Raw genomic sequence first — 25,843 nt, 5'->3', positions numbered from 1 at the left:
CTCGAAGTATTATTGTTCTTCGTTTAGTGCTTTAATTATTTCATACGCGCCTTGTTCATTTAATACTTTAGTCACTTCTTCACCTAATGCAACGGGATCTATGCCACGTACAGTGTGCTGATATCGTTCTTTACCATCTGGAGACATGATTAACCCTGTAAATTCGATTGTGCCATCAGCTTCTTTTGTTGCATAGCCACCGATTGGCACCTGACAACTACCATTCATTCGAGTTAAGAACGTACGTTCAGCAGTGACACAATCAGCAACATCTTGATTATGAACTTTGCTCAATAGTGATAAAAGGGTCTCATCATCTGAACGACATTCAATGCCTAATGCACCTTGACCTATTGCTGGAATTAATGTTTCTTTGTCTAAATAGCTCGTGACGATATCATCAGACCAACCCATACGTTTTAATCCGGCAGCAGCTAGAATGATTGCATCATAATCTTCTGTTTCAAGTTTATTTAAACGAGTATCAATATTTCCTCGTATCCATTTAATTTGTAACTTAGGATATTTTGCAAGAATTTGTGCACCTCTGCGTAACGAACTTGTTCCCACAATGCTATTATCAGGAAGTTCATTTAAAGGAACATGATTTTTTGCAATATATGCATCGTATGGATTTTCACGGTCAGGGATACACCCTAAAGTTAACCCATCAGGAATGACGCTAGGTACATCTTTCAAAGAATGTATCGCCATATCGATGCCATGATTAAATAATTCATTTTGAATTTCTTTCACAAAAAGGCCTTTTCCGCCTACTTTCGATAATTGTTTATCTACGATGAGGTCACCCTTTGTCACTATTTCTTTAATTTCTATTTCTAAACTTGGGTCAATAGCTTTTAATTTATCTATAAATTGTCGACTTTGTGTTAAAGCCAATTTACTTCTTCTTGAACCAACGACTAACTTACGCATTTTGCGTAACCTCCTAGCAATTTAGCGTTTCATCATTTATATTTAGTATCTCTTTAAATCCCAGTCCATTGATGAAAATCAGAGACATGGGAAGTGAATAATAAATTAATCATGTTTAAACAAAATAGAATGATATTAATATAAATCAACTTATGTTTTGATATCGACTGCCTTACTCTTAATAATAAGTATAAACCATACAATATCGTAATAATTACAGACATAATTACTTTCGGATCTACAAAAATATCCATCCCAATCGTATTGATGCCCCATTGAGCACCTAAAATAATGCTTAATATGATAAATAAAAAACCCACTAAACTATTATAAAATACAACTTTTTCAAGTGTAGCTACACTACTAATTCTAAAGTATTTTTGAGTAAATCGCTTTTGTTTCAAATTTTTAAATTGAATTAAGTATAAAATGCTATTCACAAATGCAAAGGCAAAAACAGCATAACTTATTATCGCAAACGTTACGTGTACAATAAGTAATTCATTGATTACATTCAATTTTTCACCAGCACCTTGATAGTGCATAGGTTGAAATGTACTAATTGCGATAAAAACGAAGCCAATTATATTAAATAAGAAAATGGATATATTGACTTGTTTAATCACACTAATCACGATTGATATCGAAATAATCAACCACGCAAGTGCAAATAATACATCAAAAACATTGCCCAATGGCACTTGATTTGTTGCGGTTACATAAAAAGATAAGGAGATTGTTTGTAACACCCAAACAATCCCCAATGTAACAAATCCAATGTTTCTAATCTTATAAAACCTCTTAATAAAATCAAAAAAATAACAAGCAATACTAAATAGATAAATTAATAATATTAGTTCATTTAACCTTATGAATAATAGTTCTTGCATATTATCACCATTTGCTAATGCTTATTCAAAACTTAAGATTTGACCTGTTTTCATATTGTTCTTTTGCTTTTTAGCTTCATATGCATTTTCAGCTTCAATATCAAATATGTTTTGAAATAGCTCTAATTTTTCGTTACTTTTCTTATCACTACTCAATTCTTTAGCTTGTTTTATAGGATCTTTCAACATTTGGTTTATAATGCTTTTTGTATGTTTTGAAATGATTTTGCGTTCTCTTTCAGATAATCCAGGTAGTTTTCTGTCTATACTATCCATTGTATCCTCTTGAATTGACATGGCTTTTTCTCTAAGTGCGCGAATAACTGGCACAACGCCTAACATATTAACCCATTCATTATGTGCTTCAATTTCATTTGGAATGTTTTGTATAATTTGTTCTGCTGCTAGTTGTCGTTCTCTCAGATTAGCATCTACTAAACCTTTCAAATCATCAACATCATAGCTAAACATATCGTGGATTGTATCTATATTCGGTTCAATGTCCCTAGGAACCGCAATATCAATCATTACTAATGAATCGTGTTTACGTTCAGTGCTAATAGATTGCAACATTTCATTTGTCACAATATAATTTTCTGAACTTGTTGAACTTATTACTATATCTACGTCTGCTAAAAGTCTTGGTAATGATTCCATTGGTTCAAATTTAACATGATGTTTCATTGCTAAATCTTGAGCTTTACTCAATGTTCTATTTACAATTGTGATATCAGTTACACCTGAACCAATTAAATTTAAGAGTGATAATTCACTCATATCCCCTGCACCTATAATTAAAGCTTGCTTATTATTGACTTTGCCAAACACTTTTTTACTTAGTTCAACAGCCGCATACGAAACACTTACTGCATTATCAGCAATATCAGTCTCATTATGTGCTTTCTTCGCAAAAGTAATTGCTTGTTTAAATAGATGATTAAAGATAGTGCCTGTTGTATCTTCTTCTTGAGCTAAAAAGAATGCGTTTCTAATTTGCCCTAGAATTTGTGTCTCACCTAGTACAACAGAATCTAAACCTGAAGTGACTTGCAATAAATGTTTTACTGCTTCGTCCCCCACTTTTACTTCAGTCATATCTTTAATATCCTCAACATCTAATCCAAATGATCTCGCTAAAAATCTCTGTATATAATAGCGACCCGTATGAATTTGATCTGCAACAGCATATACTTCTGTTCGGTTACAAGTTGATAGTATAACGTTTTCTAAAATAGATTTCGTTTCATATAAATCAACATTGGCTGAACGCATGGCATCATCTTTGAAAGCAACTTTTTCTCTAAGTGCTACATCTGCAGTACGATGATTAATGCTTACCGCAATTAAATGCATTTATAACGCCCTCCATACATATTACAATAAGTTTATTATAACACAATTATGACATGCGTTAAGTAACTCGTCCTGTAAATTAGAAGAATTATAATCTGTAGTCATATTGTTGTCATAATTATACTTAATTTTCTATTATATGTAATGATAAAAAGCCTGTTCTTTATAATAATTACAAATACTCTTCTATAACATTCCAAATTTGTTGTTGTTTATTATTTTTCACAGATGAATAACTTATAATTTCATCTTCCGGTTCCATTTCTAATTTTTGTTGAATATTTGCTAAGTGTTTTTGTACTTTACCTTTTGCAATTTTGTCTTCTTTAGTTGCTACCACAAATGTAGGGATTTCATAATATTTTAAGTAGTTATACATTAAAATGTCATCCTCAGTTGGGTTATGTCTTAAATCTACAAGTTGAATGACTAATTTTAATTCTTCTCGCTGTGAAATATATTTTTCAATCATTTTGCCAAAAGCTTCACGTTGTTTTTTGCTCACTTTAGCGTATCCGTATCCTGGTACATCGACAAATACAAGTTGATTATCAATATTATAAAAATTAAGTGTTTGTGTTTTCCCAGGTTGTTGTGACGTACGTGCCATATTTTTTCTACCAATCATGCTATTAATAAACGTAGATTTACCTACATTAGATCTTCCACTTAAACCGACTTCACTTAGACCTGTTTCAGGATATTGTTCTGGTTTCACCGCACTTATCAATAATTCAATTTCGTTAGGATTAACTTTCATTTTCGCCCCTCCTTTCTGTTAAACTCTCTGTTTCATTATATTACACAAATTATTAAATGAATATGTATTCTCACTATAAAGTGGTTATTTTGAATAAAAATAGGAGTGGGTTAGCAATCTCAATTAACTTTGATTGCTTAGTCCCACTCCCAGTTTACTTCTTAAAATATATTAAGCAGATGTTTGTTCTTTATTCACAAGATTTCCATCTTTATCGTAAAGTTCAGGTTCTTTTTCATCATTAATCGTTTCTGCAGTAATTACTACTTTAACAACGCCATCAGAAGATGGTACATCGTACATAATATCAATTAATGCTTCTTCGATAATTGAGCGTAATCCACGCGCACCTGTTTTACGTTCTATTGCTTTATTACTAATTGCTGACAATGCTTCATCTGTAAATTCTAATGTGACATCATCAAGTTCAAGCATTTTAGTATATTGTTTAACTAACGCATTTTTCGGTTGCGTTAAGATGTTTTTTAATGCGTCTACATCTAATGTCTCAAGGTTCGCTACAATTGGCACACGTCCAATAAATTCTGGAATTAAACCATATGATTGTAAATCTTCTGGTCTAATTTGTTCAAGAATCGCATCTTCATCATACTTAGATGCTTCGCTACTAGAGAAACCAATTACTTTTTCACCTAATCTACGTTTGATTACTTCATCAATACCATCAAAGGCACCACCAAGTACAAATAAGATGTTAGTCGTATCAATTTGAATTAACTCTTGGTTTGGATGCTTACGTCCGCCTTGTGGTGGAACACTTGCTGTTGTGCCCTCTAAAATTTTAAGCAATGCTTGTTGGACACCTTCACCAGATACATCACGTGTAATTGACGTGTTTTCTGATTTTCTTGCAATTTTATCAATTTCATCGACATAAATAATACCTTTTTCAGCTTTATCTATATCAAAATCAGCAGCTTGGATTAAACGTAGTAATATATTTTCAACATCATCACCGACATAACCAGCTTCTGTTAAACTTGTAGCATCAGCAATTGCAAATGGTACATTTAATGTTTTAGCTAATGTTTGTGCTAGAAGTGTTTTACCACTACCAGTTGGACCGATTAAAGCAACATTACTTTTTTGTAATTCCACTTCGTCTTCGTTAGGTCCTAATTGTTGAACACGTTTATAATGATTATAAACAGCAACAGCTAATGATTTTTTAGCTTTTTCTTGTCCAATAACATAATCATTTAATTTGTCCATAATTTCTTTAGGTGTTGGTAATTCAGTTAGCCCTTCAGGCTCTGATTGAGCTAATTCTTCTTCAACTATTTCTGAACATAGCTCTATACACTCATTACAAATATACACGCCACTTCCTGCTACTAGTTTTTTAACTTGGTCTTGATCTTTACCACAGAAAGAGCATTTTAAATTTTCTTCACCTTCATTGAATTTGAACATTCTATTTACACCCCTATTCCCTAAAGACTATACTAGATAGTATTTTAATATGCAACTTGCACCTTTCACAAGTTATTTGCATAAAATAGTGTAGCAGACACATTATTTGAATGCATCTGCTACTAGTTTACTATATTAAACGACTAACATATAATTCACAAAACAATTTGCTCTATTTATATTTAGTTACGCTTCTGAGTCATCTTTAGATGGTTCTACTAATTTAGCTTCATCAACTAATAAGTCGATAACTTTTTGAATACGTACATCATTTTTAACGATATCCGTATTACCTAGTGTTTGTTTAATATCTTCTACTGAAATATTAAATTGTTCACTCATTTTTTCTAATTCTTTATCGATATCATCATCTGAAACTTCAATATCTTCTGCATCAGCGATAGCAGTTAATGTTAAGTTTGTTTTAACACGTTCTTCTGCATCGTCTTTCATTTGTTCTCTTAATTGTGATTCATCTTGACCAGAAATTTGGAAATAAGTTTCTAAATTAAGACCTTGTTGTTGCATACGTTGTCCAAATTCTTGAACCATACGATCTAACTCAGTATTAATCATTGCATCTGGAACATCAATTGAAGCATTGTTTGCTGCTTTGTTAATTGCTTCTTCTTTTTGATTGTTTTCAGCATCTGTTTCTTTTTGTTCAGTTAGACGTTTACGTAAGTTTTCTTTATATTCATCAACAGTGTTTGCTTCTGAATCTAATTCGTTAGCAATTTCATCTGTTAATTCTGGAACATCTTTATATTTAATTTCATTAACTTTTGTTTTGAATGTAGCTTCTTTACCAGCTAATTCTTCAGCATGGTATTCTTCTGGGAATGTAACGTTAACATCTTTTTCTTCACCAGTTTTAACACCTACTAATTGTTCTTCGAATCCTGGAATAAATGAACCTGAACCAATTTCTAGATCGTAGCCTTCAGCTTGTCCACCTTCAAATTGTTCTCCATCAACATAGCCATCAAAGTCAATGTTAACTGTGTCGCCATTTTCAATAGCGCCATCTTCTTTAACAACCATTTCTGCTAAATGACCTAATTGATGATCAATTGATTCTTGTAATTCTTCATCAGTTAATTCAACATCTTGTTTTTCAACTTCTAAACCTTTGTAGTCACCTAATTGAACTTCTGGTTCTACAACAACATTAGCTTCAAATGTCATTTCTTTACCTTTTTCAATTGATGTTACATTGATTTCTGGTTGATCAACTGGTTTAATTCCAGTTTCGTCAATAGCTTCACCATAAGCTTCTGGTAATAAGATATCAACTGCATCTTGATATAAAGCTTCTACACCAAAGCGTTGTTCAAAAATTGGACGTGGAACTTTCCCTTTACGAAAGCCAGGTACATTGATTTGTTTAACTACTTTTTTGAAAGCTTGATCAATTGCTTTGTCTACTTTTTCTGCTGGAACTGTAACGCTTAATACACCTTCGTTACCTTCCTTTTTTTCCCAAGTTGCTGTCATGTATAAAAACCTCCATGATTATCCTATTTTATTTTTTCAACTACACTATTATAGCATAGGACTATTCACTACACAAACCCTGTGCTTATAACATTTTATTTTCCTGTGAAATTGAAATTATTTGCTTTATTATAACACTATTTTTTACAATTACCCGAAATACAAATGATTAATTATTCAATTTATCTATTTCAGTAATAAATTGAATGGCCGCATTAGACTCATCTAAAGATTCTAAACCTATCATCGCTTTAAAGTAATTCGTATATGCCTCAACCCAAACATCTATATGAGCGATTCGCTCAATATCCAATGGATAAAATAAAATGGCATGATTATTCATTAAATGAAGCGCTTCTTCTATCAATTGCGCAGCATCTTCTTCAATGTGCTGAATCACATTTGGAATGATGTTAAGTTTAAATTCCGTATGCTCTAATCCTGGTAATTTGCTAGGTATAACAGACATGTCAAAATTGTATTTTATTATATCTATCTCTTGATCATATTCTGCAAAACGTAAATATTCAAGCATGATACTTAACACATTAGGTGCGAGAGTAACATGCTCAATAATATTCACAACCGTATTTTTATAGCTGAACTGACTATAATCAATTAATGTAAGTATCGTATTAATTTGATCACGAAGTGAAATTGAGTCGAAATTTTGTAGCATTTTGGTAGCATGTTCATTATGACTATCTATTTGACTCATTGCATATTCTTTAATCGGGAACAATTCCATTCTAGTTCTATGGTCATTAACTTCATCTATAATTTGATTGATGACTTCTACTACTTCAAAATACTGTCCCAAGCCGTTTAAACTTTTCACATAATAAACCATTAAATCATCATACTTTGTCGTTCCTTGTTTAAGTAAAATAATGGCCTCTTCACGTAATTCTAGAAAATGCTGCATATTATATAACATCGAACATTTTAATAAAGCCATTTGTTCATCTAATTCGAAGTGTTCTTCAAAGTCTTCAAACAATTGATACATTTGCTCTAAATCATTGCTATTAAACGATTGCTTAATTTCTCTAATCAGTTTTTCTTTTGATCGAGGAAAAGGAATGACATCGGACATCTTTATACACCCCTACTGTTTAGCTTGTAATATTAAAGCGCTCCATGATTCAAATTCATCATAGTTATCAATTTTACTTTGATCTACCCATTTTATTCTCAATGTGTCGGTTTCTTTTGATTCTACATCATTGCTATTTACATTGATTTTAAAGACAACACCTAGATGTACTTCGCCTACCTCATTCGTGTCATCATTGATGAAACCGATGTAAGCTAAATTCTGAGACTTACTATCCGATAAACCAACTTCTTCTTCTAATTCTCTTTGAGCGTTAACTCTCAACACTTCATTTATAGATTCAGCACCCTTAACATCATTCATATGACCACCAACACCGATTGACGACTGACCATGTAAACGTGCCTCTCCACCACCAGACAAACGTTCATAAACTAAAATTTCATCATGTTCATTTTCTAATATACAATATGAAATTAATTGTTTGTATGATGGGTCTTCTTCCATATCACCGCGTAGTTTTATCTCATATTTTGAAAGTGTGTCAAAAATATCTTGACCTTTTGTAGTATTTTTATCTAAGAAACCATTAAATTTATTTTTTTCATTATCAAATAAAATTGTTCTTGGAACTACTGTTATCATTTCATCAAATTTAGACATTAGTTTCTCCTTCATATATGACTTCTTCATTATTTTATCAAACCGTAGTTATTTATCAAAATGATTATTCAAAATCATATTGTAGATTGTTAATATAACTTTAGAAATTACAAAAATTAATTTGCTATGTATTTTAATCTCATTCATTAAATTTAAGACAACAAGAGAAAAGTTGAATTTTCATTGTTTAACTTTTCTAGAATTAAATTGAAACGAATCGATAAACATAAATGATCTCCAATATAGAGATTGCATTTCAACCATCTTTTGTCCTATATGACAAAGAGTCTGAGACAATAATTCATGTCCCAGACTCTACTTGATTATTATTTTAAAGCATCTTTTGCTTTAGCTACTAATTCACCAAAAGCTTTTTCATCTGAAATTGCAATTTCAGAAAGCATTTTACGGTTGATATCAATTTCAGCTTTTTTCAAACCATTCATTAATCTTGAATAGCTCATGTCATGTTGACGAGCTGCTGCATTGATACGTGTAATCCATAATTTACGGAAATCACGTTTTCTTTGACGACGGTCACGGAATGCATATTGACCTGATTTCATAACTTGTTGTTTTGCTACTTTATATAATGTACGTTTTGAACCGAAGTAACCTTTAGCTAATTTAATCGTCTTTTTACGACGCGCTCTTGTTACTGTTCCACCTTTAACTCGTGGCATAATAAATTCCTCCTCTAAATATGTTCGATCTTATCTTTTTTATATCGTTAATTATTTTTTATAAGCTAATAATTGTTTTACACGTTTCATATCTGATTTGCTTACTAATGAAGCTTTACGTAATTTACGTTTTTGTTTAGTACTCTTGTTTGCAAATAAGTGAGATGTGAAAGCTCTAGAACGTTTTAATTTACCTGAACCAGTTCTTTTAACACGTTTAGCTGCTCCACGGTGTGTTTTCATTTTAGGCATGATTCATTTCCTCCTGTAATATCGATTATTATTTTTCGTTAATTGGACTTAACATGATGAACATTTGACGTCCATCCATTTTAGGTCTTTGTTCAACTGTAGCGATGTCTTTGCATTGTTCTGCAAATTTTTCTAATACACGTTGACCAATTTCTTTATGCGTAATTGCACGACCTCTGAAACGAATTGAAACTTTACATTTATCGCCTTTTTCTAAGAACTTACGTCCATTTTTCAATTTCGTTTGGAAATCGTGTTCCTCAATTGTTGGACTTAAACGAATTTCTTTAAGGTTGATTGTTTTTTGTTTCTTTTTCATTTCTTTTTCTTTTTTCTGTTGTTCAAATTTGTATTTACCGTAATCCATAATTCTAGCAACAGGTGGTTTAGCGTTTGGAGCCATAATGACTACATCTAAACCAACGCGTTCCGCCATTTCTAGAGCTTCATTTTTAGTTTTAACACCAATTTGTTCTCCGTCTTGACCGATTAAGCGTAGTTCTTTTGCACGAATCTTTTCGTTAACTTGAGTTTGATCTTTTGCTATGGTTGACACCTCCAAGATTTTTACGAAATTATCCCAAGCAAAAAGAGCGAGTATATAATATACCCGCTCTTCTCTACACATGAAATTAACATGTATATATAAGACCTGCCAACTGCCTATAGCGTCGCAACAGGTGAGAAGCGGGAGCTTCTACTTGGTTCGTTTCGTATTCAACGTTACCTATCTTATCAATAATACATATACAAGTCAATAGCTTTTTTATTATTTATTAATTTCTTCCATATCAACATCTTGTCGTAAGTTCACTTTTTCTAATGGGACCATTTTCGTTTTATATCTCACTTTATGATAAATGAAGAACGCCAAGAATACTGGAATTCCCATATAAGTGATAACAAACCTGTTAAGGTCAAAGTCACCTGTTTTAATAAAATCTACATCTTGTCCAATAATGACTAACACACACAAGATACCAGCAAATATAGGTCCAAATGGGAATAATTTCGCTTTGTATTTCAATTTAGATTTATCATAATCTTGTTTATCAAATGCTTTTCTAAATCTATAATGACTCACAGCTATACCTACCCATGCGATGAAACCAGTCATACCACTCGCAGCTACGATATATTCATATGCATCACCACTCAAGTGTTGCAATATAAATATGCCTATAACTATAATTGCTGTAACGATTAAAGATACATAAGGAACACCGCTTTTATTTGTTTTACCAAATATAGGGTATGCCAGTTTATCTTTACTCATTGAATAAAGCATTCTAGTTGAAGCATACATACCTGAGTTACCTGCAGAAAGCACTGAAGTTAAAATGACTGCATTCATGAATGATGCAGCAAATGCTAAGCCTGCATTTTGGAATACTAATGTAAATGGTGAAGTAGAAATATCATCTCCGCCGCCCATTAACGCTGAACTATCGTAAGGTATTAGCATACCGATTACAAATATAGCAAGTATATAAAAGATTAATATTCTCCAAAATACTTGTTTAATTGCTTTTGGAACTGCGCGTTCTGGATTTTCAGATTCACCAGCAGTAATACCAATTAATTCTGTACCTTGGAATGAGAAACCTGCCACTAAGAACACACCTAAAATAGTAAGTAAACTACCTCCAAGACCGTCACCTAAAATAGGTCCACCGCCTTTAGTAAATGTATCAAAGCCTACAAATTCTCCTCCCATAATACCTAGAATCGTTAATAGACCAATTGCAATGAAAATAATCACAGTAACTACTTTAATTAACGCGAACCAATATTCACTTTCGCCATAAACTCTTACAGATAATGCATTAAGTCCAAAAATAATAATTAAAAAGAGACAACTCCAACTCCAAGCTGGAATACCAGATAACGGCGTCCAATATTGTATAACTTGCGCAGCTATTGTAACATCGGCAGCAACAGTAATGACCCAGTTAAACCAGTAGTTCCATCCCAACGCAAATCCTAATGAAGGATCTACAAAGCGTGTAGCATATGTACTAAACGATCCAGATACAGGTAAGTATGTCGCCATCTCTCCTAATGAAGTCATAAGGAAGAAGACCATTGCTCCAATGATTGCATATGCTAAAAGTGCACCAAGTGCACCAGCATCGTGAATCGCACCACCGGAAGTCATGAATAGTCCTGTTCCAATACAACCCCCAATAGCAATCATGGAAATATGACGATCTTTCAACCCTCTTTTAATCCCAGTGTTTTGATTTTCTTGATTTGCCATAGAAGCTCCCTTTCTTTAAATTTAGAGGCTAACTTTCTATATGATTAATCCAATACGTTTATAGTAAAACATTGTCATCTGTGTTCAGTACATCCATTACACATGACTTTATATTTTCGCTCTATCCCGTTAATGTATTTTCAATAATCATTCAACCAAAACAAAATGGTTGCATACCCATTAGATATGCAACCATTTTAATAATAGCATTTATATAGGTAGCACATCACATATGTGACAGTCCAGTTTCTTTCGATAACTGTCCCAACCTGTATTGTGAATGGTCAATACAGGTTTCGGCATTTTCACCTTTCATGCATTCAACATACGCCCCATCTGGCTTCTGAATCATTACTCTTTAAAAACGCAACCTCTAACTCAAATTTAATTTTTTATTACTCACTAAACTGTAATATACATGATTTTAACAATAGTTTCAAGACTATCTTTGTTTTTTCAATCTGATTTCATCAACTAAGTTCCAAATGAATTCACCTTTTTCAAGCGTTTCTTGATCTTGGGAACCATATTTTCTAACATTTACTTCTTTGTTTTCAACTTCTTTGTCACCAACGACTAGTTGATATGGGATTTTTTGCATTTGTGCTTCTCTAATTTTATAACCCATCTTTTCATTACGATCATCAATCTCTACACGTACACCTTGAGATTTTAGTTCATCTTGAATAAGTCTTGCATAATCATAATGTAAGTCAACATTAACTGGAATAATTTCTACTTGTTTTGGTGCTAACCAAGTTGGAAAGGCACCTTTAGTTTCTTCCGTTAAGAACGCTACGAAACGTTCCATAGTTGATACAACACCACGGTGAATAACTACTGGTCTATGCTGTTCGCCGTCATTACCTATATAAGTCAATTCAAATTTTTGTGGTAATAAGAAATCAAGTTGCGCTGTAGATAAAGTTTCTTCTTTACCCATCGCTGTTTGAACTTGTACATCTAGTTTAGGACCATAGAATGCCGCTTCACCGATGGCTTCTTCATAGTCTAATCCTAGTTCATCAACCGCTTCTTTTAACATGCTTTCAGCTTTAATCCACATATCATCGTCATCAAAGTATTTCTCTTTATCTTCTGGATCTCTATAACTTAAACGGAAGCTATAATTCTCAAAATTAAAGTCATTATAAACATCTATAATTAAATTAACTACGCGTTTAAACTCTTCTTTGATTTGATCTGGACGAACAAAAATATGCGCATCATTTAAAGTCATACCACGAACACGTTGCAATCCTGAAACCGCACCACTCGCTTCATAACGGTGCATTGTACCAAGTTCAGCAATTCTAATTGGTAGTTCACGATATGAATGAGGTTTATTAGCATAAATCATCATATGGTGTGGACAGTTCATCGGTCTTAATACCATTTCTTCATATTCATCTAATTTCATTGTCGGGAACATATCTTCTTGATAATGATCCCAGTGTCCAGATGTTTTATATAAATCAACGTTTGCCATTACTGGTGTATAAACGTGATCGTAACCCATACTCACTTCTTTATCTACGATATAACGTTCAATTTCACGACGGATTGTTGCACCATTAGGCAACCATAGTGGTAAACCTGCGCCTACTAACGGATTATTAGAAAAGAGTTCTAACTCTTTACCAATTTTACGATGGTCACGTTCTTTTCTTTCTTCAAGCATTTGCAAATGGGCTTTTAAATCTTTTTTATCAAAGAAAGCTGTACCATAGATACGTTGCAACATTTTATTATTGCTATCGCCACGCCAATAAGCACCCGCAGTTGATAACAATTTGAATTCTTTAATTTTTGAAGTTGATGGTACATGGACCCCACGACATAAATCAGTAAATTCTCCTTGTGTATACAATGTCACATTTTCATCTTCTGGAATCGCATCAATTAATTCTTGTTTATACGGATCATCTGAGAAAAAAGCTTTTGCTTCATTACGTGACACAACTTTGCGCTCAATTGGATAATTTTCGTTCACAATTTGTTTCATTGTTTTTTCAATTTTTTCAAAATCATCCGATGAGATACTTTCTTCCATATCAAAGTCATAGTAGAAACCACCTTCAATAACAGGTCCAACACCAAAATGAACCTCACCATACAAACGTTTTAATGCTTGCGCCATTAAATGTGCTGTAGAATGACGTAAAACTTCCAACGCTTCATCTGAACCAGGTGTCACGATTTCAATATCTCCATCACTTTCAATAGGTCTAGTTAAATCAATTAATTGTCCATTCAACTTACCTGCCACAGCTTTTTTTCTTAATCCTGGGCTGATGGATTGTGCGATATCTTCAGTTGTTGTTCCTTTGTCAAATTCCTTTGTATTACCGTCTGGAAATTTAATTTTAATTTGATCCATGTCACATTCCTCCTATTTTTTTCAAGCTCTTAAACCTTTACGAATCACCCTATGTTACTACTCAAAAACACAAAAAGACCTCATCCCAAAAAAGGGACGAGGTCTTCGTGGTACCACCCTAAATTAAAGTTATTCAACAAAAATATTGCATAATAACTTCACTCTACATAAGATAACGGTCTTGAGCCGGATGTTTATTACAACATCATTGACGAAGTAGTAATCAATAAATATACCTACCAATTCTCAACAAACATTGGTTCTCTGTGAGGTATCCATTTATTCATCTTGTCTCCGTATTATTTCGTAAGATTTAGATTTAATTATATTATACAACATTTATTTCAAATTTCAATCATTCCGGTAATTTTTTCCTTCTAGATAATACGGTATAGAAAGTGTTTTAATTCGCTCCATAATTCTGGCAGCTTTTGTCTTTTCAGTGCCGTCTCTCGTAACTGAAAGATGATATTCTAATTCTTCGAAACTTAAATTTGAACTGAAGAAAGTTGGCAGTTCTTGAACCATTCTATAATGTAAGAGCGGGCCAATGACTTCGTCTCTTGCCCATGGTGTAATTTCTTCAGCACCAATATCATCCAACATGAGTATATTCGCTTCTCTGACTCTTTGAAGTTTAGACTCAAAACTACCGTCTTTAAATCCGCCTTTTAACGAACGAATAAACTCTGGTAAATAAACAATGGTCGATGGTATTTTTTCAGTTTTCAATTGATTCGCTATAGCACCTAATATAAAAGATTTCCCCGTTCCAAATGGCCCGTGTAGATATAAACCTTTCACTTGCGATTCGTGATTTGTAATTTTGTCGCAGATTTGGTTTGCAGCCATAGCAACATCTAATCTATCTCTTCTGTCCATATAAATATCTTCCAACTTAGCATCTAGTGTGTCGCGTTGCATGTGATGGGATGTAATCAAATGTGCATTAAACTTTTCTTCATCATGCTTGATTTTGCAAGGACAAGGTAAATAGCGAATCTTTATATGATTATTTTCAATGTACAATTCAGGTATGTGTCCTTTAACAAAATTGGGACAATCTTTATAAGCATGACCATCATAATGCTTTTCTTGGTCTTTATATTCTTGCAAAATATTTAAATCTTCATCAATCATTGCATTGGTCAATTCGGACTTATGTTTCTCTAAAAATTGTTTGACGTCTGGATCATTGACGACATCTTTTTTGATTTTTTCGATGCGTTTTGATAAATCATTTGATTCACCCATAATATGGTTGAAAGATTTCATTTATTGTCCTCCTTCCATCTATTTTTTAATTGATTAAGAAATTGTTCTCTATCTTTTTTTAATTTCTCATCATCTTCATCTTTGGATGGTTCATTCGATTGCTTATTGTCGCGTTCTTCTAACCATTTTGGTGTCATTTCTCTGGAAGCTAATTGTTTCTGTTTATAATTACGTTTATTAGATTGGTTTTCTTTCTTAGGCTGATTTACTTTCACGGCGTATTGATATGCTTGTTCTGCTGTTTTAATGCCTTTTTTCTTCCAATTAGATGCAATCTCAAATATATAGGATTTAGGCAGCTTCATATCTTCTTTTAACATTACAAACTGCAATAGAATATTAATAACGCCAAATGATAAATGTTCACGTTCAATCAGTTCTTCAATCATATATTTTTGTTGGGTAGTTGGTTCAGACTCTGACCATGATGCAAGCATATCAATAGGACTTGTTTCCTCCAATTGTTTAAGCCAACTATCATTTTCACTTTCAGTTTCCACTGGTTGATTCTCTAGTTTAGTTTCACTATCCGCTTCTGTTTTAACGTTTAGTGTAGGCAATTGTTGTTCATGCTCCATTAAATAATACGTTCTTGCATGTTTACGCAATTCTTCAAATGACAATTCTTGTGCACTTGTGATGGATTTTAATATGATGCGTTTCATTGCTTCAGGTGTCAATCCATATAATGTAGCAATTTGTGTGATTAATATTTTAGCATCTTTATCAATTATTTTTGTACTTATAAAATGGCTTTGTAATAAATCGTAAAGTGTCTCAAAATCAAACTGAACTTGACTTAAGTTTAAACCAGTATATGCTGTTTCTTTTATTTCTATACCATCATTTTCCACCGTTTTATTTGGCACTTTAAATACATCAGTGAACGTACGAGTCACATCTTGATATTGACAATAATCAATACGCTGATCACTCTCGAAATGCCGTTTGAGTTGTTGATAACGTTGTTTACTTACCTCACTATATAAATAAACAGATAACATAGGGTCGTTAAAAAATTGTTTCGCAGAAGGTGGTTGAATCAAATCATAAATAAACGATGAATGTTGCGCACTGTGATTAACATATGATTTAACAAGGCCTGTACCTTCTAACAAATCCATTTCTTTTCTGAATTCCAACAAATTTATTTTTAATTCACTCATTATAATATAGTGAGTTAAAACAGTATCAGAACCAACTTCCGCAAATTGATTCAAGTAATGATATAAACCAATCGCATTCATACCAATCATGGGCGTAAACAATCTATTTAATATTTCTAAATGGTTATTATTTAAATTAAAATCACGAACAACATTGAAATTATCATGTGGTCTCAAACCATAATCGTAGGATTGTAACCCCATTAAGAATCACTCCGTTTATTTTCAGCTAAAATACCTTGCATAGATTGTAGTAACTGGTCTACATCCTTAAATTCCTTGTATACAGATGCAAATCTTACATACGATACTTGATCTACATGCATCAATAAATTCATAACATGTTCACCAATTTCTCTTGATGAAATTTCAGCACGACCCTCATCACGTAATTTCCATTCGACATTATTTGTAATGTCTTCTAATTGTTCATATCGTACTGGTCTTTTCTCACATGAACGAACTAAACCATTTAATATTTTTTCTCGTAAAAATTGCTCACGTGTACCGTCTTTTTTAACTACGATGAGTGGTCTTTTTTCTATATGTTCAAAAGTAGTGAACCTTGTTTCACACTCTTCACATTCTCTTCTACGTCGAATCGCATTAACTTCATCTGCATGTCTAGAGTCCACAACACGAGAATGAGTCGAATTACATTTCGGGCATTTCATCGAATTATCACCCTCTCTTTTTGATTACCTTACATTATACTATAAATATGCAAGTCACAAAAGATTCGCTATTACACTATATCTATATCGTATAGCATAATTCAAAAGAAACGCCGTATAATTAAGATTTATTAACTTTAAAGCTAATATTAACGAAGAAATAATAATAAAATTAAAAACGCCTCGTAATATAGTTTATAAATTAACAACTATGTTACGAAACGTTTTAGATAATTATTTTTAAAATTTGTAATCGCTATTTTTGAAAATTAATTTGCTACAGCTGCAACATCGTTTTTAAGTAATTGTCCAATTTGTGTGGCAACATCAACTACTCTATTAGAATAGCCCCATTCATTGTCATACCATGCAATTACTTTAACTTTATTATCTCCTATTACCATTGTACTTTGTGTATCGATAATGGCCGAATGTGGATTCGTGTTAAAGTCCATTGAAACGAGTGGTGCATCTTCGGTAGAAATGACACCTTGTAAATCATTCGCTTCAAAAGCTTCGTTCACTTGTGCTGCTGTTACATTTTCATTTAAATCAACTACTAAATCAACGAGTGATACATTTTTTGTAGGTACGCGTAAAGCCATTCCATGTAATTTCCCTTCTAATTCTGGCAATACTTCTTTCAATGCTTTAGCAGCACCAGTTGAAGTTGGAATAATACTTTCATTACATGAACGTGCACGTCTTAAATCTTTATGTGGATTATCAATATTATTTTGGTCATTGGTAATGGCATGTACAGTTGTCATCAAGCCATTTTGGATACCAAATTGATCATTTAACACCTTTGCAACCGGACCGATACAGTTTGTAGTACATGAAGCGTTGCTAAAAATATCATATTTCTCAATATCTAATTGGTCATTATTAACGCCTTTGACAATCATTTGTACATCTCCACCCTTAGATGGACCTGTTAACAATACTTTTTTAGCACCAGCTTTAATATGTGCTATCGCTTTATCTCCATGGTTAAATTTACCTGTTGCTTCTATTGCAACATCTATATCTAATTGCTTCCATGGTAAATTTTCAGGATTTCTATCAGAAACTAATTGAATTTCGTGATCATCAACTTTAATTCCCGATTCTATTGGCTCTACTTTAAAATCATAAACGCCATGTGTTGTATCATAATTTATTAGATGTGCAATTGTTTCCGGTGGGTAACTCGCATTTATCGCAACTACATTTAAATCTTTATTTTTTAGTGCGATTCTCAACACCATTCTACCTATTCTACCCATTCCGTTAATTGCTATATTTGTCGTCATTCGAAGCACCCCTCGTCTTAGTGTTATACTTTATGGAAATAGTATAACATAAATATTTATTTAGGAAAGCGTTTTCTATAATAAATTTAAAAACTTTAGCATTAAGGCTTTTATGTTTTCTAATATTAATCAGTAAGATTTTCGTATATATCCTATTCTCACTTATGTATTTCCTTAAATATTAATAATAAAAACACTTAAGTTATTAGAACGTCTCTTATATAAAAACCACCCAATTATCAAAGATAATTGGGTGGTTGTAATCACTTTTATTAAAGTACATCTTCAGAATGACTCTCTATATAGCCTTCTTCTAATAATAAATTTTCTAAATTTTGTTTTAGTTCTAATTTTGTATCACGATTATCTATTTCACGGTCTGCCATTCTACGTTTTTTATCTATAGAAATTTGACTATAAACACGTGCTTTCGCTTCTTCCATTGAAATATTATTTCGTTCCATCAATCTATCGATTTGTATACTTTCTGAAGTATATACTAACCAGACTTCATCGACAGTATCTTGTAAATTATTCTCAAATAATAATGGAATATCCATAATGACATGATAACCTTCGCTTAAGTATTGTGCTTTTTCTTTTTCCATAATTTCTCGCACAATAGGATGTACGATTTCATTTAATTCTAATCTCTTTTCAGGTTGATTAAATACTACTTCGCCTACATAAGCTCTATTCATTTCACCATTTTCATCAATAGCTTGCTCACCAAAGGCTTCTTTCACACGTTCTAGGCCTTTTGTACCTTTTTCTACTGCTTGACGTGATGCAATATCTGCATCTACGATTTTAAAACCATGTGCACTTAATAGTTCTGATACCGTAGATTTACCTGATGCGATACCACCAGTTAGTCCTATAACTTTCGGCATATTCTCACTCTTCCTTTATTGTTGACAAGTTGGACAAAAATGACTATTTCTCGTTGCAATTACTTGTGTTGCAATGTCATCGCCACAAACTTTACAAACTTTTTGTTTATATACGTTTAGGTGTTGCTGCATTGTACCTGTACTACCATCAGCATGACGGTAATCTGAAATGCTTGTTCCACCATATTTTATACCCGCTTCCAGTACTTCTCGAACATAATAGAATAACATTTCTCGTTCCTGATGATTTAAATCTTTTGGTAATCTAGCTGGATGAATACCTGATCTAAATAATGCCTCGCAAGCATATATATTTCCACATCCTGATATGACACGGTGGTCTAGAATCATTTGTTTGATTGGTTTATTTTGATATAACTTTTTATCAAACCAAGCCAAATAATGTGCCATAGCTTCTTTTTCAAAAGGTTCTGGGGCAATTTCTAAAAATGATGGGTAAGCTTCAAATGAAGCAACGTTTCTAATTTCACCAAAGCGTCTAATATCTGAATACACAAGTAATTTGTCATTATCTAATTTAAATATGACATGCCAGTGTTTGCGATAATTTGGCACACTAATATCTTCAAGCTTATCTACGACAAAAAATCCACCAGCCATACCTAAATGACTTATTAGAATTCGCTTATCTCCATCTTTTTCTAAATAGAAGACAATATACTTACTTCTTCGCTCAATATCAACAATCGTATAAAGCCTAGTGAATCGTTTAAAAGTATCAAGCTCCATACCTTTAATAATGGTTTCTCTATGATTCGCTTTTCCTTCTTGTACTTTATCAGAAAAGAGAATAGATTCTATTTTTTGCCCTTTTACAAATGGCTTAATGCCTCTTGTTACATGTTCTACTTCAGGTAATTCAGGCACTTGTTCACCTACTTTCTATTTTGCGTCATACCATGTCTTACCATAACTTGTTTCAACTTTGAGTGGTACGTCTAATGCCAATGCATTATCCATTATTTCTTCTATAAATTCACTAAAAGCCTCTACTTCATCTTTAGGTAATTCAAAAATTAATTCATCGTGTACTTGTAATAATAATTGCGCATGAAAATCAGTATGTTTAACTTCATTTACAAAATTAACCATTGCCAATTTGATAATATCTGCGGCACTGCCTTGTATCGGTGTATTCATAGCCGTTCTTTCCGCAAAACCACGTAAATTAAAGTTTCTACTAGTGATGTCCGGAATATAACGACGGCGATGTAATAGTGTCTCAACATAACCTTGCGCTTTACAATCTTTAACAATATCTTCCATATATTGTTTCACACCAGGGAAACTATCGAGATAATCATCAATAAACTGCTTTGCTTGTTTACGTGTAATACCTAAACTTTGACTTAACCCATAGTCGCTTATGCCATATACGATACCGAAATTTACTGCTTTCGCTTGTCTACGCATTAGACTATCAACTTCATCTGGCTGTACATTAAATACTTTCATAGCAGTTGCTGTATGAATATCTTCATCATTGATGAATGCTTGTTTCATGCTCTCATCTTGAGTAATATGTGCAAGTACACGTAATTCAATTTGCGAATAGTCAGCTGAGAAGATGACATTGTTATCGTCACTAGATTTAAATGCCTTTCTAATTCTTCGACCTTCTTCTAAGCGAATTGGAATATTTTGCAAGTTAGGATCTACAGATGACAATCTACCCGTTTGTGCAAGTGTTTGATTAAAACGCGTATGAATGCGATTATCTTCACTAATCACTTTTTGCAGTCCTTCTACATAAGTAGATTGTAGTTTTGATAATGTTCTGTACTCTAAAATATAGTCGATAATAGGATGTTGTCCTTGTAGTTGCTCTAGTACATCTACGGCCGTAGAATAACCTGTTTTAGTTTTTTTAATAACAGGTAATTCTAATGTTTCAAATAGTACCACGCCTAATTGTTTTGGTGAGTTAATATTAAATGGTTCGCCAGCCGCGTTATAAATATTATCAATTAGTACATCAAGTTTCGCTTGAATTTCTTTTTCCATTTCTTGCAAATCGGTTGCTACTGTGTAAATGCCAGTTTCTTCCATTTCACTTAAAATACGTGCTAACGGTAATTCTAAATCATCTAATAAGTTAGTTTGATTATATTCTTCTAACTGCGCTTCCATTTTTGGTTTAGTTTTGTTAATTGCTTCGATAATCGTTCCAACGTGATGATCTAAAATATCATCCTCAGGTACATGTCTTTTTTTACCTTTACCAAAAACTTCTATACTTTCTTTCACATAATGTTGATCAAAATACGAAACCACAGAATTCACATCATCAATTGTGCGAGATGGATCGATAATATAACTCGCGAGCATAACATCAAAAACGATATGTTTAATAGCTATGTCTAAGCGATGTGCAACAATATATGATTTTTTAGCATCATAGACGATTTTTTCTGTCTTATCATTTTCTAACCAAGCTATCAATTCCGGATAGTCATGAACCTTATCCGCATCAATGACAACATGATTTGATCCATCATATAAAGCAAATTTCAAAATATCATCTTTCAAATAATTCGATCCATCTAATTCAAAATGAATAGTGGCTTCTGATAATTCATTAAAATCTACATTACTAAAATCCGATGTAATTTCAAGTTCTAATTCTTCAGCAGAAGTATGCGTGCCCTCTACATCGACTTGATCTAAAAGCTGCTTAAATTCAAGTTTTTTAAAGATATCAATTTTTGCTGTTGAATCAGGACTTTCAGGTAACTTCGTATCTGCTAAAGTGACTTCTATAGGGCTATCACAGTTGATTGTAGCAAGTTCTTTACTCATTAAAGCATCAGATTTACTATTTTCTAGTTTTTCTTTTAATTTTTTACCAGACACTTCTTCAATATGATTATAAACATTTTCAACAGTAGAAAATTGCTTCAATAACTTGATTGCTGTTTTTTCACCAACCCCAGCCACGCCAGGAATATTATCTGATGCATCGCCCATCAATCCTTTCATATCAATGATTTGATTTGGGACTAAGCCATCATATTTTTCAGCAATAAATTCAGGCGTATAATGATCAACATCTGTTACGCCTTTTTTTGTGTAATAGATTGTTACATCATCTGTAGCTAACTGCGTCAAATCTCGATCACCTGTAACAATTATTGTTTCAAATTTTTCTGCATTTGCCTGTTTACTTAATGTTCCTATAATATCGTCAGCTTCATAATTGTCTAATTCGTATCGTTTAATTTGATACGCATCTAACAATTGTCTGACATATGGAAATTGTTCACTTAGTTCCGGTGGTGTTTTTTGACGTCCACCTTTATATTCACTATATTGTTCATGTCTAAATGTTGTTTTTCCTGCATCAAATGCAACAAGAAAATGTGTAGGCTGTTCTTCTTTAATTATTTTCTCAAGTAACATCGCAAAGCCATAAACAGCATTGGTATGTATACCTGCCTTATTTTGTAAAAGTGGTAAAGCATAAAAAGCTCTAAAGCTCAGACTGTTACCATCAATTAAGATTAATTTATTCAATATTTTAACCTCCAACACATATTTATATTTATTTTAGCATAAAAAACTCCCGTAACTGTATTGATACGTCATATTTGCGATATTCAAATAAATATTAACGAAATAAAAAAGCCGGTCAAATACCATTTAGGTTATCTGACCGTTATATACATATAAGCTACTTTGATTTTAAAATTATAACATGTGTCACAACGTTATTCGAAAAATGTGACTCTAAAAGTAGAGCCTTCATTAGGGCGACTAAAGACATTAATACGTCCATTATGTGCTTCCATAATGTGTTTGGTTATTGAAAGTCCTAAACCAGTACCGCCTGAATCTCTACTTCTCGCTTTATCTACGCGATAAAACCTTTCAAAAATATGCTGCTGATCCTCAGCACTAATACCAATACCAAAATCTTGGACTTCCATGATACGTTTGTTTGCATCTTTATATACACGTACAATCACTTCACTTGATGCTTTAGAGTAACTCACGGCGTTAGACAACAAATTCAAGGCCACTTGTGATACTTTATCTTTATTTGCATCAATGACTATGTCAGGTTTAATTTCATTAACAATTGTGATTTGCTTTTCTTCTGCAATATTTTGCATATTCTTAATTGTGCTTTCTGCGATTTCCGAAAGACTCACATATTCTGTTACAATTTCTGTTTGTTGCTCAACATGTGAGAGATCTAATAAATCAAACACTAATGTTTCTATGCGATCTGATTCTTTAGAAATAATTTTTAAAAATTCATTTAACGTCTGTTCATCGTTTTTTGCACCATCTAATAATGTTTCTGCAAAACCTTTGATAGACGTAATTGGTGTTTTTAATTCATGTGACACATTAGCAACAAATTCTCTTCTCAAATTTTCTAGTTTTTTAAGATTCGTAATATCGTGTAACACAATCACCATACCATATAAATTTTTCTTTGTTTTAGAAAGAATCGGTACACAAGATGTGTCAAAATATTTTTGATGAACTTGATCAATTGTTAATTCAATTTGATCATATATTGGCTTTTCTACTTTAAATGCTTCGATAATAAGTTTTTGCAGTGTCAAATCTACAAAGTCAACATAACTTTTATGCTCTACAGCTTCTTCAGGTGTAAAAACATTATAAAATGATTTGTTAGCTACAACGATTTCACCATATTTATCAATCATCAATATGGAACTTGGTATATTTTCTACCGTAGTTTTTAATCGATTAGATTGAAGTTTTTGTTTGTGATTTAATCTTTGCAACCTGCGAGCAAGTTCATTCGTCGTTACAAATAACTCTTTGGTTTCTTTGACATTACTTTCAGGTACTCTCACATGGTAATATCCTTCTGCTAACAGGTTCGTTGCATAAGTCACTTCATTAATTGGTCTAATATAAGTCCGGTTAATACTTCTAACAACTAAAAATATGATGATAATCACAAATAAACCAATCAGTGCAATATATTTCCACATTTGAATCTGTAATTCTAATATCTCATTATTTATTCCACTAAGGTATACATCTTTATCATCAATAGTGGTTTTAAATGTATATCTGCGATCATCATTTTCTTTATCATAGATTAATCGAGATGGATTTGCTTCATTTTTTATATCCTCATTTATTTGTGTTCCTTGATTTGTGGAAAACAAGACATCGTTACTTTCCTCTATTTTAACTGTAAGCTTTTCACTTTTAGCAATATCAGTCATCTCATTTTCTTTGTCATTCTTATATAGTTTGACTAGATGATCAGCTTGATGTTCCAAATCACCTTCTTGAGCTGAAGAAGCTGTATTATATATTGCATGTGTAATAATTGCACCTAAAGCTAAAAAACTTATAATAACGATGGTACATAATAAAAATAAAAGTCGTTGATGAAACTTTAACATTAGACTTTAGGTCTCTCCAATTTATAGCCTAACCCACGAACTGTCTTAATTAGTTTGGGTTGTTTTGGATTTTCTTCTAATTTATCTCTTAAATGACTTATATGTACATCCACAATTCTAGAATCACCAGCGAATTCATAATTCCAAACAGAGTTCAACATATGCTCACGTGTGATAACTCTGCCTTGACGCTCAATTAAATACAATAATAATTCAAATTCTTTTGGTGTTAATTCAAGCAATTCATCTTCTCTATATACTTCAAAATATTCAGGTCGAATTCTTATCGAACCAATGAGTATGTCATCTTCATCATTTTCAACTGGTACCGCCTCATTTACGATTGCAGACCTTCTTAATATTGCCTTTACTCTGGCAACAACTTCTCTTGGTGAAAATGGTTTAGTCATATAATCATCTGCGCCTAACTCTAGACCTAGAACACGATCAAACTCATCATCTTTGGCAGTTAGCATAAGTATAGGTACAAGATTTTTATCAGAACGTATTGATTTACAAACTTCAATTCCATCTTTTTTAGGAAGCATTACATCCAAGACAATCAATTCTGGGTTTGTAGCATTTACTTTTTCTAATGCCTCTTCACCATCATAGGCTACTTCTACTATGTATCCAGCTTGTTCTAAATTATATTTTAATAAGGTTACAATTGATTGCTCATCATCTACTACTAGTACTTTTTGTGACATAGTATACCTCCATATTTTTGTTTACAAATTAATTATAACTTAATTTTTAATAAAAATAACATAGTTTAAAATTTTTTAACATAAACTTTACAAAGCAAGTAATAATAATCTATGTAAATATTTTTTGAAACTTTTGTAATTTTGCTTTAAACAATGTATTGCGCTATTTATAACTGAAGTCATTATTGAAAACAATATATTGCGTTAACAGAATCTTAACACTATATACATAATATGAACACCTAAAT

The 25,843-nt window shown here is 32.4% G+C and carries 22 protein-coding genes, 1 riboswitch and 2 other annotated features; all 22 genes read right to left on the bottom strand.

The genetic code is table 11. The features are described 5' to 3' along the window. Positions 1-9: 9 nt before the first annotated feature. The 22 genes from hemC to M1D64_RS05595 all read right to left on the bottom strand — a co-directional run bounded on the left by hemC (position 10) and on the right by M1D64_RS05595 (position 25,595). The gene (gene hemC / locus M1D64_RS05700) at positions 10-936 is read right to left on the bottom strand and encodes a hydroxymethylbilane synthase (protein ID WP_002483073.1); all 927 of its coding nucleotides are present in this window, start codon (positions 934-936) and stop codon (positions 10-12) included. A 53-nt stretch (positions 937-989) separates the two neighbouring features. After that, entirely contained in the window at positions 990-1,826 is an 837-nt protein-coding gene (ccsA, locus tag M1D64_RS05695) for a cytochrome c biogenesis protein CcsA (RefSeq protein ID WP_041079988.1), read from the bottom strand. Between the two features lie 21 nt (positions 1,827-1,847). Then, a complete protein-coding gene (gene hemA, locus M1D64_RS05690; RefSeq protein WP_002483071.1) occupies positions 1,848-3,179 on the bottom strand; it encodes a glutamyl-tRNA reductase in 1,332 nt (443 codons plus the stop codon). Between the two features lie 172 nt (positions 3,180-3,351). Next, positions 3,352-3,939, bottom strand: coding sequence for a ribosome biogenesis GTP-binding protein YihA/YsxC (gene yihA / locus M1D64_RS05685; protein WP_041079989.1), 588 nt, complete (start codon positions 3,937-3,939; stop codon positions 3,352-3,354). Between the two features lie 171 nt (positions 3,940-4,110). Next, positions 4,111-5,373: an ATP-dependent Clp protease ATP-binding subunit ClpX gene (gene clpX, locus M1D64_RS05680; RefSeq protein ID WP_002483069.1), complete on the bottom strand. Its 1,263-nt coding sequence runs from the start codon at positions 5,371-5,373 to the stop codon at positions 4,111-4,113. Between the two features lie 186 nt (positions 5,374-5,559). Beyond that, a complete protein-coding gene (tig, locus tag M1D64_RS05675; RefSeq protein ID WP_002483068.1) occupies positions 5,560-6,870 on the bottom strand; it encodes a trigger factor in 1,311 nt (436 codons plus the stop codon). 169 nt (positions 6,871-7,039) lie between these two features. Beyond that, entirely contained in the window at positions 7,040-7,966 is a 927-nt protein-coding gene (locus tag M1D64_RS05670) for a hypothetical protein (protein ID WP_041079991.1), read from the bottom strand. A gap of 12 nt (positions 7,967-7,978) precedes the next feature. After that, positions 7,979-8,590, bottom strand: a complete 612-nt coding sequence (locus M1D64_RS05665; protein WP_075339797.1) for an NUDIX domain-containing protein — start codon at positions 8,588-8,590, stop codon at positions 7,979-7,981. A 326-nt stretch (positions 8,591-8,916) separates the two neighbouring features. Beyond that, entirely contained in the window at positions 8,917-9,273 is a 357-nt protein-coding gene (rplT, locus tag M1D64_RS05660; protein ID WP_002483065.1) for a 50S ribosomal protein L20, read from the bottom strand. A 51-nt stretch (positions 9,274-9,324) separates the two neighbouring features. Continuing rightward, positions 9,325-9,525, bottom strand: a complete 201-nt coding sequence (gene rpmI, locus M1D64_RS05655) for a 50S ribosomal protein L35 (protein WP_002483064.1) — start codon at positions 9,523-9,525, stop codon at positions 9,325-9,327. Positions 9,526-9,553: 28 nt separating this feature from the next. Further along, the gene (gene infC / locus M1D64_RS05650; RefSeq protein ID WP_002483063.1) at positions 9,554-10,081 is read right to left on the bottom strand and encodes a translation initiation factor IF-3; all 528 of its coding nucleotides are present in this window, start codon (positions 10,079-10,081) and stop codon (positions 9,554-9,556) included. 23 nt (positions 10,082-10,104) lie between these two features. Next, positions 10,105-10,234 (bottom strand) — a sequence feature (ribosomal protein L20 leader region). Positions 10,235-10,294: 60 nt separating this feature from the next. After that, entirely contained in the window at positions 10,295-11,785 is a 1,491-nt protein-coding gene (locus M1D64_RS05645) for an amino acid permease (RefSeq protein ID WP_002483062.1), read from the bottom strand. A 211-nt stretch (positions 11,786-11,996) separates the two neighbouring features. After that, positions 11,997-12,169: riboswitch (Lysine riboswitch) on the bottom strand. Between the two features lie 58 nt (positions 12,170-12,227). Next, positions 12,228-14,165 (bottom strand): threonine--tRNA ligase, encoded by a 1,938-nt coding sequence (gene thrS / locus M1D64_RS05640; protein WP_194379308.1) that lies wholly within the window; start codon positions 14,163-14,165, stop codon positions 12,228-12,230. 89 nt (positions 14,166-14,254) lie between these two features. Continuing rightward, positions 14,255-14,469: a binding site (T-box leader), on the bottom strand. 47 nt (positions 14,470-14,516) lie between these two features. Then, on the bottom strand, positions 14,517-15,440 hold the full coding sequence (gene dnaI, locus M1D64_RS05635; RefSeq protein ID WP_002483060.1) for a primosomal protein DnaI: 924 nt from the start codon (positions 15,438-15,440) through the stop codon (positions 14,517-14,519). Beyond that, on the bottom strand, positions 15,437-16,810 hold the full coding sequence (locus M1D64_RS05630; protein WP_002483059.1) for a replication initiation and membrane attachment family protein: 1,374 nt from the start codon (positions 16,808-16,810) through the stop codon (positions 15,437-15,439). The genes dnaI and M1D64_RS05630 overlap by 4 nt, the downstream gene beginning before the upstream one ends. Further along, entirely contained in the window at positions 16,810-17,280 is a 471-nt protein-coding gene (nrdR, locus tag M1D64_RS05625; protein ID WP_011302921.1) for a transcriptional regulator NrdR, read from the bottom strand. Before nrdR ends, M1D64_RS05630 begins: the two co-directional genes overlap by 1 nt. A 269-nt stretch (positions 17,281-17,549) precedes the next feature. Further along, positions 17,550-18,575 carry a type I glyceraldehyde-3-phosphate dehydrogenase gene (gap, locus tag M1D64_RS05620; RefSeq protein WP_069825908.1) on the bottom strand — a complete coding sequence of 342 codons (1,026 nt, stop codon included), beginning with the start codon at positions 18,573-18,575 and terminating at the stop codon, positions 17,550-17,552. 272 nt (positions 18,576-18,847) lie between these two features. Further along, positions 18,848-19,468 carry a dephospho-CoA kinase gene (gene coaE, locus M1D64_RS05615; protein ID WP_069822051.1) on the bottom strand — a complete coding sequence of 207 codons (621 nt, stop codon included), beginning with the start codon at positions 19,466-19,468 and terminating at the stop codon, positions 18,848-18,850. 15 nt (positions 19,469-19,483) lie between these two features. Next, the gene (mutM, locus tag M1D64_RS05610) at positions 19,484-20,356 is read right to left on the bottom strand and encodes a bifunctional DNA-formamidopyrimidine glycosylase/DNA-(apurinic or apyrimidinic site) lyase (RefSeq protein WP_002483055.1); all 873 of its coding nucleotides are present in this window, start codon (positions 20,354-20,356) and stop codon (positions 19,484-19,486) included. A 15-nt stretch (positions 20,357-20,371) separates the two neighbouring features. Beyond that, positions 20,372-23,002, bottom strand: a complete 2,631-nt coding sequence (gene polA, locus M1D64_RS05605; RefSeq protein ID WP_002483054.1) for a DNA polymerase I — start codon at positions 23,000-23,002, stop codon at positions 20,372-20,374. A 194-nt stretch (positions 23,003-23,196) separates the two neighbouring features. Next, positions 23,197-24,885 (bottom strand): two-component system histidine kinase PnpS, encoded by a 1,689-nt coding sequence (gene pnpS, locus M1D64_RS05600; RefSeq protein ID WP_041079994.1) that lies wholly within the window; start codon positions 24,883-24,885, stop codon positions 23,197-23,199. Beyond that, positions 24,885-25,595, bottom strand: coding sequence for a response regulator transcription factor (locus M1D64_RS05595; RefSeq protein ID WP_011302915.1), 711 nt, complete (start codon positions 25,593-25,595; stop codon positions 24,885-24,887). The genes pnpS and M1D64_RS05595 overlap by 1 nt, the downstream gene beginning before the upstream one ends. Positions 25,596-25,843 lie beyond the last annotated feature (248 nt).

Source organism: Staphylococcus sp. Z5-21 (assembly GCF_056529615.1).
This window is presented reverse-complemented; position numbering and strand designations above follow the sequence as displayed.